Raw genomic sequence first — 13,493 nt, 5'->3', positions numbered from 1 at the left:
TTCATTCCCCCGCGATTTCCTGTCCCCAGTTTCGGGCGCAGTTTTCCTCATCTAAATACATCTGTTTGGAAATTTTTCCAATCTTTTTCAGCGGATGCGCGGAAAACCACTGTTCCACAGCTTCCAGCTCCGGCGCGCTTTCCAGCATTCCGGTGGCGCAAAAAGCGACTTCCGCCTTTCCGTAATTCCGAATCGACTTCACATAATCTTCTATCAGAGGGGAACAGGCTCCCATATACACAGGACTGCTGAAAACAACCAGATCGTATCCGGACAGGTCGTCGGACAATTCCGGATTTACAGTGGTAATTCGCACCCGGTATCCGCTTTTACAGATGCCGTCCGCGAGATCCCGCGCCACGTCTTCTGAAAAAGAGGTTCTTCCCGGCTGATAGATTACCAGCGCGCTGGCGTTCCTGCCGCCCTGTCCATCCAGCATAATATCAATCCCTGTATGCACCGTGGTATTCGCCCGTGATGCCCAAAAAAACCATCCTGCTGCGATTATTACAATCAGCAGAATAATGGCAATCACATATTTTTTTCGCGATTTTTTCCCTCTCATGCCCGCTTCTCCCCGCCGCGGTAACGAAGCGAAAATCCGGCCTGCATAAACTTGCTTACCTCCATGACAAAACTGAGAATCAGATCTCCGTCTTTAAAGGTCTTTTCTCTGAGCACTTTATCAATCGAAATCAATCCTGCGGGAGGACCTACGTACCCGCTTTTTTCCAGAGAATTAAATATTATATCCTGGGAGATTCCGATACTTGCGCATTCCTCAGAGATCAGATTCCGGACGGATTTTGAAGGCATATTGACTACAAAAGCGGCAAGCTCTTTTACATTGATTTCTTTTTGCGCCAGCATCCGTTTCAGCGCGTGGAAAAAGATGGTCTGCCCGTCCTCTTCCATAGCGTATTCATTCAGAACGTTGATATACAGCTGCTTAATATGATGGGCTCCTCTTTCATATTCCTCTTTCGGGTTTGTCAGGTAATACTGATAGCGGTTGCCCATGGCGGACGGCTTTGAAACGCCGCCGGACTCCACATAGGTATGCTCCAGATAGAAGCCTTCACTTTCATCCTCTTCATCTGCGGCAGTCAGAACGAATGCCCCGGCACCGTCACACAGATACCAGCGGAGGAAAATATCCTCTTTTGTAAGAATTTCCTGATTGTAATATTCCGGAACAAAGCAGGAGCTGATCACATTGGAGGACACGACCAGTATATTCTTGTATTCTCCGAGGAGCAGAAAGCTGTGAGCCAGTTTAACGGCTTTGTACACAGAAGTGCAGTTCGCATGAATCTGATATTCCGCGCAGCGTCCCATTCCAAGTTCACCCTGCAGCCTCGCGGACATGGGAGGCATCTGATGGGAATATCCCCCCGCATAAATCAGACAGTCTATCTCCGAAAGATCCATCCCCGCGTCCGCAAGCGCCAGCTTTGCCGCCTTTACCGACAAAGAGAGATTGTCTTCGTCCATTGTTCTTGTTTCAGAGTTAAATGCGTAGTGTGTATACTCTACTCCCAACATTTCCTTCATAACCGGCTGAATCCGCTCGGTCCACTTTTTTATTTTCTCCGGAGCCCGGTCAAACAGCCCCAGATAGTCATTGATCTCATCAAAAGGAACTGTGTTCTTCGCGAGCGCGGTGCTCGTACCGATAAGTTTTGCCTGTTTCATTTTCCTTTCCTTTCTAACATTGCGTTTTCATGCTCCATGCCCTTTCCAGAGCTGCTTCGCATTCTCTCTTCACTTCTTTTTTGGAACAGCTTTTCTGAAACAGTCCTGCTTTTACTGCCTCTGTCCCTTTCATCAGATTCCCTTCCAGAACAGCCAGCAGGGCATTCCCGCTGCCCATCAGTTCCGCGGCTCTTAAAGTCCCTCCCGCTCCCGGAAGCAGTCCAAAAGTAGATTCCGGAAATCCGATCCTACTGCTGTCCGCGCAGATCCGGATGCCGCAGGCCAGCGCCAGTTCCAGACCGGAACCGATGCAGACTCCTGTAACGCCTGCTGCCGCCGGAATATTCATTGCCGCGATACCGTTCAGGGTCTGTTTAAAATCCAAAAACCAGGAAGGATAAGAACGAACTTCTCCCCGGCAAATGTCCGACATGGATACGGTATTATGAATCAGCTGTTCCACATCCGCGCCGGAACTGAAATGTCTGCCTTCTCCCATAATAATCAGACCTTGTATCCGTGATTTCCAGATTTTTTTCTGGAAGATCCCGCAGATCTCATCTAAAAAGTCCTTTGTCATTTTGTTCCCCTGTGCTCCGCAGAGGGTAAGATATCCAATCCGTTCTTCCACGGTATAACTCACATGATTCATTTCCCGGAACTCCTTTTTTCAAGCGCCCGTTCCGCCATCAGACAGAACTGGCGGTTTTCCTCCTGAAGCAGCAGGCCCCGATCAGATGTCTTTTCATACAGCCACAGGTACCGCTCAAAACACATGCGGATTGCCTGAATCTGCTCTGCCTCTCTGCACAGGATATGCTCCTGTACCCATTGGAACAGGGGTTCTTTTTCCTCTCCCTCAAACACCCGGGACAGGTATCCTGACTCCAGCAGAAGCGTTTCAGTCAGCGGTTCATCCGGTCTGCGGCCTCCTTCTTTCTCCGCATGTTTCAGCAGAAGACCGCTCCGGTTCAGAACCTGCAAATCCGAATAGGTTCCTCGATACCGTACATGTTTCCGGGCAATTCTCACATGCATGAGAGCCGCGGTCTGAAGAGCCGGAAGATCCGCTTCTTCTTCTAGAATGCCGATTCGCAGAAAGGGCAGTTCCTGCGGATCTGCTTTTAAAAGTTCTTCCCGAAGGGTCCCCTCACTGCCGCCGTGAATTCTCACTGCCATCGCTTTCAGCTTCCGGCCGCGGAGTTCTCCGTTTTTCAGCTGCCTTTGAAACTCACTCTGATCAGCTACCGCGAAGGCTTCATACTGTTCAAATGGTTCCCATTCCATACTATTCTTCCTCCAGCATATTTTTCATGGATTCCGGCGGTTCATAGATGATCCGTTCCCTGGAAAGAAGCAGCATCCTGCATTCCGCAACCGCGCTGAGCTTCTGTGTCTCTTGATTGTAAATCTTATGGTGCGCGATCAGGTAGGCGCCCCTGCGCTTCCATAGGGTCTCCGCGTAGGCTTTTGCGAAAGGCGTCAGTTCCCGCAGATAACGGATACGGTTTTCAATTACCGCCGGAAACACTTCATTTTTCTTTAAAAATGCGCCCCATTCTTCATTTTCCAGGAACATCTCCCATCTGGCCTGTTCCAGATAATTCAGATAGACCGCATTGTTTACATGTCCAAAAGAGTCCAGTTCATAACCTCTGACATTAAATTCAAATCTTGTTTTCATCATTTGAAATGTCCTTCTGCTGATTTAAGAGAAATTTCCGCAATATCTGAAATCGGGATTCCATATACGGTACATGTTTTCCTGCCAGAAACCAGCAGTAGTACTTGTGAATCAGCCGGTTCTTCCCGAACAGAATATGAGGATCTTCGTAATAGATATTCCCGTCCTTTTCATAAAACTCCATTCTGGCGGTTCCGCCAAACAGCCTGCCGTCTGACTGGAATTCAATTATTCGGTTTTTTTCCACTCTTGTCACTGTCAGCTCATAACGGAAAGGCGGAATCGTAAAGCGAATGATTCCTTTGCAGCCTTCTTCCAGATATTTCTGATCAAAAGACAGCCAGACAAAGGGTTTCCAGTTAAACCATCTGGTATAGCAGTCTGTATCATAGACCTGCTGAAACACCTGCTCCAGATCCGCATATTTTTTCTCAATGCGGAAAACCGCGTTAATGTTTACTTTTTCTTCGTTTTTCCACTTCATGTTTCTTTTCTCTTTGCAGCTCCTTATGCCGAAAACGGTCGGAAAGCAGATTGACAAACGTTTCCGTTTCCGCCTGATAAAGCTGCTGTATGTCCGCGTTCTGCGCCATATTTACGGCGCGGATGATTTCTGCCCGCTGCTTGTGCGAGGTTCCCTCCAGAAGAGCTTCCACCCACTTCACCGCCGCGTCCATCCGTTCTTTTTTGGGTACAATTTCGTTGAGGATTCCCCACTCAAGCGCCTGCTGCGCATTAATCAGATTTCCGGATAAAATAAGTTCCATGGCTCTTGATCTCCCAATCAGGCGGGGCAGCCTCACAGTGCCTCCCATTCCCGGAAGTAATCCGAGATTACGCTCCGGAAATGAGAAATACGTATTTTTGCAGCCAATCCGAAACTGGCAGCTGAGGGCGATTTCAAATCCTGCTCCAAAACATGCTCCGTTTGTAAGAGCCACGGTCAGAATCGGAAGCTGCTCAATATAGTCCAACACCCGTTTTCCTTCGTTGAGTTTTTCTTTAAACGCTTCCGTCTGTTCTTTGTAGTCTCCGAACCGTTCTGAATCCGCTCCTGAAGAAAAATTTTTTCCATGGCCGGTCAGAATCAGAGCCTTCAGTTCACATGCACGGATCACCTCTTCCAGCTCTTCTTTCCGGATAAACACCGGGTCGGCAATCAGGTTCTGTTTTCCGTTTTTGATCGTCAGAATACCGATATGATGTTTAACCGCAATCGTTGTAAGTGCGTTTTGAAACACGACAGCTGTCATTCCTACTCCCTCTCCAGTTCCACAATACCGTTTTCATACTGATACACCAGGTATAGCGTTTCGATTACTTCGCCCACTGTATCCGCAGGATGTTTTAACAGATATTTGCCGACTGTCTGCAGCTGAATATCCAGATTATACTGTCCCTTCAGCATTTCCACCAGTTCTACAAACATCAGAGAATCTCCGTCCAGATCTTCCATGACAGAAAGACTGTCTGTAATTTCCTCTGCCGGTCGGTCACTCTCCTCCGCAAAAAAATCATACACTTCCTTCTTCATTGCCTCTTTTACTTCCGCTGTTAATTCTCTCATTTTTTCCTCCATTTCAGGTTGATAAAATTTATATATAATATAATGAACCCATTATATTATGACGAGTATTGTCGCTTTTCCAATTTTCGGAGCTGCGTCCTGTCTTTTAATTCCAGCATCCGATCCATGAGAAAGCAGGACAGATTTACATGAAGTCTGTCTTTCCATGTATAGTGAATTACAAGGGCCACATTCCGCAGCAGTTCCGCCATAGATTCGGCTTCTGCCTCTTCACAGGGATACCCCTCGCACAAATCCAGAATATCCAGTTCTTCCAGCCTTTTCTTTACAGGTCTTCCCTTCTCTGTCAACCCCCGGTACCGGAAATATTCCGGCAGCATCCCCGGCTGATCCCGATCTTTTTCGGTCAGTACAGTCCTCTCTAAGAATTCCTGTCTGACAGGCTCTTCCTGTTTTCGTCTGGGCCAGATATAGTGTTCCAGCTTCAGCCCGCAGGCTACGTTGAACACATTCTCCAGCTGATAAATCCGTTCCGCGGCGTGGAACACATCTTCCGGACTCATATCCAGTCCATATATCGCGTTCATAATATCCGCGAAATCATCAAACATCCCGATCCCCAGAGACGGCAGCCCCTGAATCGCGAACAGGCAGACTCCGATACAGTCCACAACAATTTTGTAGTTTTCATGCCACCATAGAATTCTTCCGATATTAACCGGATTTGCCAGTTCCTTTCTGGCGTTTTTTATATGAAAGAGATGGCGCGCGATATAGTAGCCTCCATTCTGCATGGAAAAGGCAAAGCTTTTCAGATGATCGCCGCCTCTTGTAGATGTGATATATCCCAGTGAACGGACCAGTCTTGCGTTTGACTGCAGTCCGGTGTAAGATTTATTGATGCAGAATACATAATCTTCAAGTCCCAGTGCTTTCCCCGCCCTGTATACACCTTCCGCGAGCAGATCTCCAATTCCTTCTCTTCTGACGATCCTTTCCATCAGGTATTCCGCGTCCTCTACACTGCCGAACTTCACATTCCTTCCAAAAAGCTGCTCCTTTTTCAGAATTCCCCGTTCGCAGCCTTCCATCGCCAGCGCGATCACCGCCCCCGCTTCAATGGTATCAATTCCATAACGGTCGCACAGCAGCTTCATATGCAGCACCCCCGGCCAGTCAAAGACGCCTGTCATAGGACCTATGGACGCCGCCCCGAACTCAATCCTCGAACCGGTAAGCCCCTTATATTTTCCATCTTTTACCTGATACTTTTTTGAGCATCCGATGGGGCATGCATAGCAGGCTTCTTTTTTGATTTTATAGTCACGGTTAAATACCACCGGATACAGCGCTTCTGCCTTCGGATCTTTTCCTGCCTGAAAATTTCTGACCGGCAGCCCGCCGCTCCGATTATTGGCTTCCAGGAGGAATAAAGTTCCGTATCTTGCGCCCATATGGGAAATGGCGGATTTTTTCGCTCCATCGATCCATTTTTCCTTAATCTTCTGTAATGCCTGCGGATCACGGTACTCCACCGTGCTTTTTCGTCCCTGCACAACAATTGCTTTCAGATTTTTACTTCCCATCACGCAGCCGGTACCCATTCTGCCTGCCGCATGGTTTTTGGACATAATGATACTGGAATACCGCACCAGCTCTTCGCCGGCTTTTCCAATACAGGCCACATCACAGTCATTTCCGTGGCGCTTTATCAGAATATCCGTGACCTCATCTGTAGATTTTCCCCAGAGATCCTCCGCGGCGCAGAGCCGGATTTGTCCGTCCGCGCTGCACAAGAGGTACTGAGGAGTCTCTGCTTTTCCACGGAAGACCAGATGATGGATTCCCAGTGAGCGCATTTTTACAGGAAAGTCTCCCCCAATATTAGAGTCTCCATAAATATCTGTAATCGGGCTCCTGGCTGTAATCACACATCGGTTGCCTGCCATCAGTCCGGTCCCCGTGATAGGTCCGATTCCGAAAATCAGGACATTTTTTTCGGACAGCGCATCATACCTGTGCGCTTGTTCTTCCATCAGAATCATCACATTAATCCCGATTGCCCCGATAAACCGCTTTCGCATCTGCGGTGTAATCACCCTTCTTGCAATATCACCCTGTTTCAGGTTCACATACACAATTTGTTCTTCCATTATTTCTGCTCGATCCTCTTATCTTCCTTAATAACGCCGTCTTTCATCCGTATCAGCCTGGTTCCGTAAAGAGCCGCCTCTTCGGAGTGCGTTACCTGAATGATGGTTTTTCCCATTTCACGGTTGATCTTTTTAAACAGTTCCATAATCTCGATTCCTGATTTGGAGTCCAGATTTCCGATGGGCTCATCAGCCAGAATCAGTTCCGGGCCGAAGAGCAGCGCTCTGGCAATCGCGACTCTCTGCTGCTGCCCTCCGGAAAGTTCCCTGGGTTTGAATTTCCTTCGTTCCGTAAGTCCTGTAATTTCCAGAATTTCCGAAAGAGGATTCTCATAGTCTTTTATTTTTTTTCCATCCAGCAGGATCGGCAGCAGAATATTATCTTCTACATTCAGATTGGGAACCAGATTATAAAACTGGAATACAAACCCGATCTTCGTTCTCCTCATTTTGCTTTTTTCTTTTTCGCTCATGTCCTTATAAGAACGCCCGAAGCTGTATACTTCGCCGCCTGTCGGAAGATCCAGCCCGCCCAGAATATACAGGAGCGTTGATTTTCCACAGCCGGAAGGCCCCATAACAGAAAGGAATTCTCCCTGCCTCACCTGAAAGCTGATCTGCTTCAGCACCTGCTCTCTCGATTTCCCAATTATAAACTCCTTGCAGATTCCTTTTGCGTCAATCACTTTATTCATATTTCAACTCCTTCACAATGTCCAGTTTTTCGCATTTTATAACAACCGGAACTGCGGTCAGCATAACAATCAGTACAGTTGCCAGACTGATGACTCCCAGCACCGCGCCGTCATATCCGAGGTTCAGATCCAGCATCAGAAGCGTGAATACATCTCCCAGAAGATATAAAGAAATCCCTCCGGATATCACTCCAAACACAATCCCCGCCACCGCGACCGTCAGTGATTCCAGCAGAAGCATCCCCGTTTTCTGCGGCGGGCTGATTCCGATGGACGTCATAACCGCCATATCCTTTTTTCTCTGCAGAAAACTGATTGTCACATTACTGATTACAGCCAAAGCGCCCATTATCATTATCACGTAGGAAAAGACTGACAAAATATCCGTAAACTGCCGCATTTCTTCTTCCGCCGCGTCCACCTGATCCTGTTTGTCCGTGATTTCCGCGCCATACCCGCTCAGTTCCTGTTTCACGTCTTCTTTTGGAATCTCTGTGCGGATATAATATTGTGAAGGGTACTCAAAACCGAAAAGCTCCGCGGCTGTCTCCCTGGTGATGAGATTATAGTTGCCGCTTGAGTACATTCGCGCATCGAGAATCGACAGTACATTCAGCTGATATTCCTCACCATCGGATTCAACGGAGATGGTATCGCCGGCTTCGATCCCGTAGGTTCTGGCAATCCTCTGGGAAACGATGATCCCGTTTTTCTGTCCATCCAGCTTCCTCAGCTGCGCTTCTTTATCTTCGTAGGACATATAGTTTTCAAAGTCCCGGTATTCTTCCGGATCCACATAGAAAAGGTACATCGGCTTCAGCGGATCGCCATCAAACCGGGTGGAAATCGTTCCGATTTCAATGACAGAATCGGGATCAAAATTTTCATAAACCGCGCTTCCCGCTTCTTCACTTTCAGCCTGTGAAACGGTAACGCAGATATCGAAATTCATCTTTGCGTAGCTGCCGTTGATGGCTTCTGTAATGGAAGCGCTGAGAGCGGAGATAATCAGAACTGCTGTGATACAGACGGTAATTAAGGTGATGTTATTTTTTAAAATTCCTGAGGTTCCCACATTATTAAACGCCAGCATTCCGACCGCGGATTTTCCCCGGAAAAAGGCCGCTGCCGGTCTGCAGACAGCATAAGCCGCATATCCGATCAGAACGACCGCTCCAATCAGGAAAAAGGAGATGCATGGCATGGACAGCACATAATTTGTCGGCTCCGCAATCAGCGCCATCACTGCCGCTGCCGCCAGGAAACACAGACCGCAGATCAATGGTCCGCGCCGCCGCTGCTTTTTCTGTTCCATCATATTCAGGATAATCTCTTTTAACGGAATTTTCTTTATAGAATGGACGGGAATGATGACCATCGCCGCGGAGAACAGGATGGAAAACAGAAATCCTGCCAGAAAATAACTTCCCGGAACCTGGCAGTCTTCATATGCGGAAAACCGCAGGCTATGTACCGAATAGTTGGCAATAAAACGGGTCAGATAATTTCCGGCCAGGCATCCCGCCAGTCCGCCCGCAACTCCGTACAGAAGACCTTCCATAAGGAACAGGCCGTAAATCTGCCCGGAAGACGCCCCCTGACTGAAGAACGTTCCCAGCACTGGAAGACGCTGTCCGATAATCAGCCTGAAGGTGCAGGAGATAATAAAGGCTGACATAATCAGGGTAATCAGAAGCATGAAAAGCATCGGCAGTTGAATCCATTCAAACTGACTCTTAATTACATCCTGATCATAGGTTTTGGCGCAGATAACAGACTGTTCTTTATGGGCTTTGTTAAAGGATTCCGCCCACGCGTCCGATTGTTCCTCTTCCACACAGGCATACACACTCGTACAGTTTGTTTTTCCTTTTTCATAGGCTGCCAGATTCTCCTGAGGTATGACAACGGAAAACCGTTCTTCCATATCCCCCTGAAAAAGGGACTCGGTCTCATAAACACCAATAATCCGGTAGGTTTCTTCCTTTCCTTCAAACGAAAGGTTCAGGCTGTCACCCAGTTCCACGTCCAGATTTTCCTTTGTCTTTTCCGAAATAATCGCGGTTTTCCCCTGAAATGCCGCCCCGCTTTGTTCGATGGCTTTCATAGGGGAAAATTCCTGAAGCTCATCTTCTTCCGCGCCGATAATCTGAACGTCCCGGTTTTCATAATCAGATACTCTTCCGAAGGCGGTCAGCATGGACAGGCGCCTGATGTTTTTCAGTTCTTCCACATCTTCCAGATTCCAGACTTTCCCTTGTTCCTGACTGATCTGTATATTATAGTCTCCATACTGTTTTACCGATTTTTCCATATAAATGCCGGTCAGAAGATCCACCACCGCCAGGCTGCTGATCAAAAGTGCTGTGCTGATGACAATCGATAAAAACATCAGAAATTGTTTGCCGAAATTCTCCAGAAATGTTGATAGCAGATACTTGGTTAAAATGCGCATCCCCCTAATTCCCTTCTCTCAGATTTTTCAGTATGTTGATTTCCCCGTTGATACTCCTGTAAATTTTATACAGCGATTTTCCCGCGCCGATTTCGAAGAAAATCCGTTCCCTTTTTTGCATAATCGCCTCAATACAGCCTGCCGCATTCATTTTCCGGTACAAATTAATCACCAGTTCCCGCTGAAGCTGCTCCTTCCGGCAGAGCATCTGATTGGAATACATAGAACAAATTGGAATGCGGATATCCTTCACCTCAATATCCCGTACACAGGATTCAAATTCCTGAATATGCTTTTTTGCCAGCGGCGTATGATAAGCTACCGGAGCGGGAAGTTTCGCCGTTTTCATCGCCCCGTTTTCGATAAACACCGGATAAAGTTTTTCCATACTGTCTTTTAATCCGGACAGCAGCATATAGATATCTCCCAGTTCCGCAGCCTGAAACACATTTCCGGTCTCCCTCGCCTGTTCAATCATCGCGGCAATCTCCCTCTTTTCAAATCCCGCTACCATCATCAGCATCATTTCTTTTTCACCTTTCCCCTTGGAATAAAAATAAGAACTGACAATCAGGCGGATTCCATCTTCAATCCGGATTCCCTGAAGACACGCGAGCGCGGTAATCAGTCCGATGCTGTAAGGAACGGCAGCCTCCACCTCCATATATGGCTTCCATCGCTCATACATGCAGCAATCGTAAAGATACTTATCAATCCATTCTTTCACATGATTTTCTTCCTCTTCACTCCGCCGCGGGAATTCATTCAGCTCTTTTTCTATAACTTCCTGAAAGTGTTTTCGCATACGCAGATATCGCTCTGTAATTACCGGATCTTTTCCCAGGGTCTTTTCCCCTATCACTTCTCCGATCCCGTCAAATAGCAGAACCAAGTTCCTGTACATAGTCTCTCGTCCCCTTTCCTGTTTCTAATTCTTCCTCAAACATTTCGCGCACCTTGCGGCAGATTCCTGTGGTATCATTGGTTCTTCGGAAATAAATCGCCAGCTCGCCTTGATAGGATGAAATGGAAATAATCGGCATTCCGAACTTCCCTGCCGGTCCTATAAATTCCACATGCCTTAGCGAGCTGCCAAAGTCTCCAATATGGCGGGTGATTTCTCCGATATTCGTTGTCTGTATTCCCCTGCAGGACATAGCCCGAATGGTGTTAGAGACATCCCCCTTAAAAATTTTTTTCTGAACCGCGAAAGGAACCATTCCCAGAAGAAGAAATTCTTTTGAAAAGCTCACGCCTGCCGCATTCTGCTTAAAATGCTGCAGCTGTTTTTTGACTTTATACAAATCCTGAATATCAGACTCATTCATATAGAAAGGACACATGCTCGCGTAATTGGTGATGGAAAGAATCTGCCGCCTGATATCTTTTCTGTGATCAATCGCGATACCGATATTCAGAACAGCGTGTTCATCCGGCTCCCCGCTTCCAAGCCTTGAACTGACTTTCAGCAGTTTGTAGACTAAAATATCATTTGTAGAATAGTTCCAGGGGCGATACTGTTCTTTCAGTTCCTCCAGTTCCCCCTTTGTAAGGCGCACGACTTCAAAGTTTTCCCTTCTCGGCTCTTCCCTGAGATCCGTTGGAAACAGCTCCTTGCAGTGTTTCTGCATCTCTTTCTCCTGGCGAAACGTCCTTTTCAGAATGGTAAAAAATCCATCTTTTAACGCGTGAACCGGAACTTTTCTGTAATTCTCAAGCTTCGGCAGCTTTTCCTGTCCGCCCGCCGATTCATAGGCTCTGCTGAGTACATCAATAATCTGCATACTCCCTCTTCCATCCGCAATCGAGTGATGAATGCACAGAACCACCAGTGTCCATCTCTGTTTCTCATCTGCGAACACTTTAAATTTCAGCTGCGCTTCCGTTTCCATATCAATCCGGGTATCTTCAAGGTTCTGGAAAGCTTTAAGCGCTTCCCTGTAAAATTCTTCTTCGCTTTCTAACATTCCATCGCTAAATCGATAGCACGAAAAAAGCTGCTCACTGTCGAAGCCTTCCAGTTCCACCCAGCGTGCCCGCCAAAATCCGGAGACACTTTTTCTTGCCAGATGCGGAACATTTTGAAAAAGATAGTCTGCTGCTTTTTTGAAACGTTCCAGCTGAAAAGTATGATCGAACAGCATGGGAAAATACATCGTATAGCTGCATGCCTGTTTGTTCATTTCACAGTAAAAGGATTCCTGCGCATACGTAATCATATGAATCACTCCTGTCCTTACGTTCTGAACTTCAATTTCCAGAAGCATCTTATCAGAAGGGAACAGGAGTGTCATTAAAAGGATGTTAAAACAGACTGTTAAATTTGAGTTAAACGTCTAAAATAGTTGAAAATCAAAGAACCGACGATACAGGCTACCGCTCCGATAAAACCGATCCGCCCAGGGTCAGAACCGTCCCCGCCGCAGCCAGCGCGGTCACCGGCTCCTTTAAAATAAGAGCGGAACTTACAACGGTAATAACCGGAACCATGTAAATATAAATGCTGGTCCGGATCGCGCCGATCTGCTTTACCGCAAAATTCCAGGTGACAAAACACAGAGCCGACGCTCCCAGCCCCAGATAAAGAAAGTTAAACAAATTCGCCGGTTTCGCCAGATCGGAAATATCCGGCTGAAAGCCGAAAACAAACAGCGCCGGTATCATAAAGAGCAGGCCGTAAAAAAAGGTTCTTCTTGTAGCCGCGATTACCGGATAGCCGAAGCTTCCGATTTTCTTTGTCAGAAGGGAGTAGCCGGCCCATACAGCGGCCGCCAGAACCGCGAGAATATCTCCCGCGGGATTCAGCGCCAGTTCGCTCCCATTAAAACTGATCATGCAGATCCCCATAAGGGCAAGAAGAAATCCCAGGAAAAATTTCGCGGACAGCTTCTTCTCCTCCCCTTTTAAAAGCAGCCGCGCCAGGATAGCGGTAAAAAGGGGTGCTACGGACAGAATCACGCTCACGTTGGACGCCAGCGTATAAGTAAGGGCAATGTTTTCCAGAAGATAATACAGACAGACACCCAGAAATCCCGCTGCCATGAATACAAATTCCTGCCGGAGTTCCCTGAGTTTCAGCATGCGGGGATAAACCGCCCACAAAGCCGCGAATCCCACCAGAAATCGAAAAAACAGGATTTCCACAGGCTGAAAGTCCTCTAGCAGTAATTTGGTCGAAATAAAAGTGTTGCCCCATATGAGGATGGTCAGGAGCGCGGCAAGATGTCCGCCGGATAGCTTATGCTGCATAAAATACTGTCACCTTTCGTCTATTTTTGCCAAA

General features: G+C 47.3%; 14 protein-coding genes. All 14 read right to left on the bottom strand.

Going from position 1 to position 13,493, the window contains the following annotated elements; all coding sequences use genetic code 11:
* Position 1 precedes the first annotated feature (1 nt).
* A complete protein-coding gene (locus H9L42_RS07925; protein WP_187302857.1) occupies positions 2-565 on the bottom strand; it encodes a flavodoxin family protein in 564 nt (187 codons plus the stop codon).
* Positions 562-1,695: a 3-oxoacyl-ACP synthase III family protein gene (locus tag H9L42_RS07920; protein WP_187302856.1), complete on the bottom strand. Its 1,134-nt coding sequence runs from the start codon at positions 1,693-1,695 to the stop codon at positions 562-564. Before H9L42_RS07920 ends, H9L42_RS07925 begins: the two co-directional genes overlap by 4 nt.
* 13 nt (positions 1,696-1,708) lie before the next feature.
* Positions 1,709-2,347, bottom strand: coding sequence for an enoyl-CoA hydratase/isomerase family protein (locus H9L42_RS07915; RefSeq protein ID WP_187302855.1), 639 nt, complete (start codon positions 2,345-2,347; stop codon positions 1,709-1,711).
* A complete protein-coding gene (locus H9L42_RS07910) occupies positions 2,344-2,982 on the bottom strand; it encodes a hypothetical protein (RefSeq protein ID WP_187302854.1) in 639 nt (212 codons plus the stop codon). The genes H9L42_RS07915 and H9L42_RS07910 overlap by 4 nt, the downstream gene beginning before the upstream one ends.
* 1 nt (position 2,983) lies before the next feature.
* The gene (locus tag H9L42_RS07905; protein ID WP_187302853.1) at positions 2,984-3,382 is read right to left on the bottom strand and encodes an acyl-CoA thioesterase; all 399 of its coding nucleotides are present in this window, start codon (positions 3,380-3,382) and stop codon (positions 2,984-2,986) included.
* On the bottom strand, positions 3,363-3,863 hold the full coding sequence (locus H9L42_RS07900; protein WP_187302852.1) for a hypothetical protein: 501 nt from the start codon (positions 3,861-3,863) through the stop codon (positions 3,363-3,365). The genes H9L42_RS07905 and H9L42_RS07900 overlap by 20 nt, the downstream gene beginning before the upstream one ends.
* Positions 3,829-4,632, bottom strand: coding sequence for an enoyl-CoA hydratase/isomerase family protein (locus H9L42_RS07895; RefSeq protein WP_187302851.1), 804 nt, complete (start codon positions 4,630-4,632; stop codon positions 3,829-3,831). The genes H9L42_RS07900 and H9L42_RS07895 overlap by 35 nt, the downstream gene beginning before the upstream one ends.
* A gap of 2 nt (positions 4,633-4,634) precedes the next feature.
* Positions 4,635-4,946, bottom strand: a complete 312-nt coding sequence (locus H9L42_RS07890) for an acyl carrier protein (RefSeq protein WP_187302850.1) — start codon at positions 4,944-4,946, stop codon at positions 4,635-4,637.
* A gap of 56 nt (positions 4,947-5,002) precedes the next feature.
* The gene (locus H9L42_RS07885) at positions 5,003-7,060 is read right to left on the bottom strand and encodes an aldehyde ferredoxin oxidoreductase family protein (RefSeq protein ID WP_187302849.1); all 2,058 of its coding nucleotides are present in this window, start codon (positions 7,058-7,060) and stop codon (positions 5,003-5,005) included.
* Complete coding sequence (locus H9L42_RS07880; RefSeq protein ID WP_187302848.1) at positions 7,060-7,755, bottom strand: ABC transporter ATP-binding protein; 696 nt, start codon at positions 7,753-7,755, stop codon at positions 7,060-7,062. Before H9L42_RS07880 ends, H9L42_RS07885 begins: the two co-directional genes overlap by 1 nt.
* Positions 7,748-10,210, bottom strand: coding sequence for an ABC transporter permease (locus tag H9L42_RS07875; protein WP_187302847.1), 2,463 nt, complete (start codon positions 10,208-10,210; stop codon positions 7,748-7,750). Before H9L42_RS07875 ends, H9L42_RS07880 begins: the two co-directional genes overlap by 8 nt.
* Before the next feature lie 4 nt (positions 10,211-10,214).
* Positions 10,215-11,114, bottom strand: coding sequence for an ACP S-malonyltransferase (locus tag H9L42_RS07870; RefSeq protein WP_187302846.1), 900 nt, complete (start codon positions 11,112-11,114; stop codon positions 10,215-10,217).
* Positions 11,086-12,429, bottom strand: coding sequence for a hypothetical protein (locus H9L42_RS07865; RefSeq protein ID WP_187302845.1), 1,344 nt, complete (start codon positions 12,427-12,429; stop codon positions 11,086-11,088). The genes H9L42_RS07870 and H9L42_RS07865 overlap by 29 nt, the downstream gene beginning before the upstream one ends.
* Positions 12,430-12,583: 154 nt before the next feature.
* A complete protein-coding gene (locus H9L42_RS07860) occupies positions 12,584-13,459 on the bottom strand; it encodes a DMT family transporter (RefSeq protein WP_187302844.1) in 876 nt (291 codons plus the stop codon).
* Between the last annotated feature and the right edge of the window lie 34 nt (positions 13,460-13,493).

Origin of the sequence: Zhenpiania hominis (assembly GCF_014333425.1) — a bacterium.
GTDB lineage: Bacteria > Bacillota > Clostridia > Peptostreptococcales > Anaerovoracaceae > Hominibacterium > Hominibacterium hominis.
This window is presented reverse-complemented; position numbering and strand designations above follow the sequence as displayed.